The organism is Oscillibacter sp. (genome assembly GCF_031978065.1).
Taxonomy (GTDB): Bacteria; Bacillota; Clostridia; order Oscillospirales; family Oscillospiraceae; genus Oscillibacter.
In genome coordinates, this window is the sequence record NZ_DALZCH010000203.1 from 1 (window position 1) to 1461 (window position 1461).

At 47.6% G+C, this 1461-nt stretch carries 1 protein-coding gene; it reads right to left on the reverse strand.

Annotated elements, in window-relative coordinates:
• Positions 1–26 precede the first annotated feature (26 nt).
• Complete coding sequence (locus RTK01_RS16725; protein ID WP_312282051.1) at positions 27–1409, reverse strand: IS3 family transposase; 1383 nt, start codon at positions 1407–1409, stop codon at positions 27–29.
• Between the last annotated feature and the right edge of the window lie 52 nt (positions 1410–1461).

Sequence of the window (1461 nt, forward strand, 5' to 3'; positions counted from 1 at the left end):
TAAGGGGGTGCGGACAAAATCTTGTACTATGCAAGCCCTAGATTTTGTCTATACTCCAGTGGGCTATACCCACCAAGGGATTCTTTAATTCGTTTCTCTCGATACCAGACCATGTAGTCATTGATTACTTGAATAAACCCGTCAATGGATATGCCCAGCCACGATAGTCCATAGAACATCTCGTTCTTCATGCGTCCGAAAAAGCCTTCACAGGCAGAATTATCCGGGGAACACCCCTTCTCCGACATGGATCTTGTGAGTCCGGCCTTATTCATTCTATCAATCCAGCCCGGCCAGCGGTAGTGACATCCACGATCCGTGTGGACGATGGGGTGATCTCCCGTCCGCAGCGCCGAGACGGCATCATCCAACATTCCATTTACTAGCTCTGCATTGGGTGACACGCCTACACGCCAGCAGACCGGCATACCATCAAAGCAATCAATCATGGGCGATAGATATACCTTTCCTGTTGGAATAGCAAATTCTGTTATATCTGTCAACCATCTTTCGTTTGGCTGTTCGGCATGGAAGTGGCGATTCATTATATTGGGAACAGCAGGAGTTATTTCTCCCTTGTAGGAGCTGTATGCTCGCGTTCTTTTGATGGCAGGCTGCAACTGCTCCTGCCTCATTAGGCGGCGGATGACCTTTTCTGAAAGCCGTACGCCACTTTTTCTCAGTGCCAAATAAATTCTTCTGTACCCATAGCACGAGTGGTTATCCTTATAGATCGCCCCGATTTGCTTCCTTTGAGAGGCATATTTGTCCGATCGTCTGTTTGCTGCTTTCCCATAATAGTAACTGCTGTGTGCAAAGTATAAAACTTTAAGCAGCTTTGGCAGCGAATATTTATTTTTCAAGACGTCGACAACCGCTGCCTTCTCCACATTCCGGAGAGTTGTCCGGTCGGCGCCTGGGTCTTTTTTTAGTACATTTATGGTTTCCTTTAGGACATCTATCTCCAATTGCATATCCTGTACCTGTGCTTTGAGCCTTGATAGCTCTTCTGATGTGACCGGAGTCCCCGCCGTCAGTTCTCCCCGCTTTCGCTCATTAGATGGATTCATAAGTGCCGTGCAGCCCTCCTGAATGTACTTCTTCCGCCAGAGATAGATACTGGCTGTGCTATAGCCAATCTCATCTGATACTGATTGTACATCCTCGCCCAATTCAAAGCAACGATGAATAGCAGCTAATTTGAGTTCTAACGAGGGGTGCCTTGGATGCTCCGGAGTATTCACTCCACGAAACGTCGATTGTCCCACGGGAAGGTGCTTTCTGCGTGCAATCCAGTTGTAGAGAGTCTGCCTTCTGACAGGATACCCCAGTCGAGCAATTGTTTTGGTAACGGAGCCCATCTTATCATATTCCGCAAGAGCTTTATTGTACTGATCTTCTGAGTACATTTTCTCCTCCTACCGGTTTGCTGATAGTCCAACTTTTCGTCCGCACCCCCTA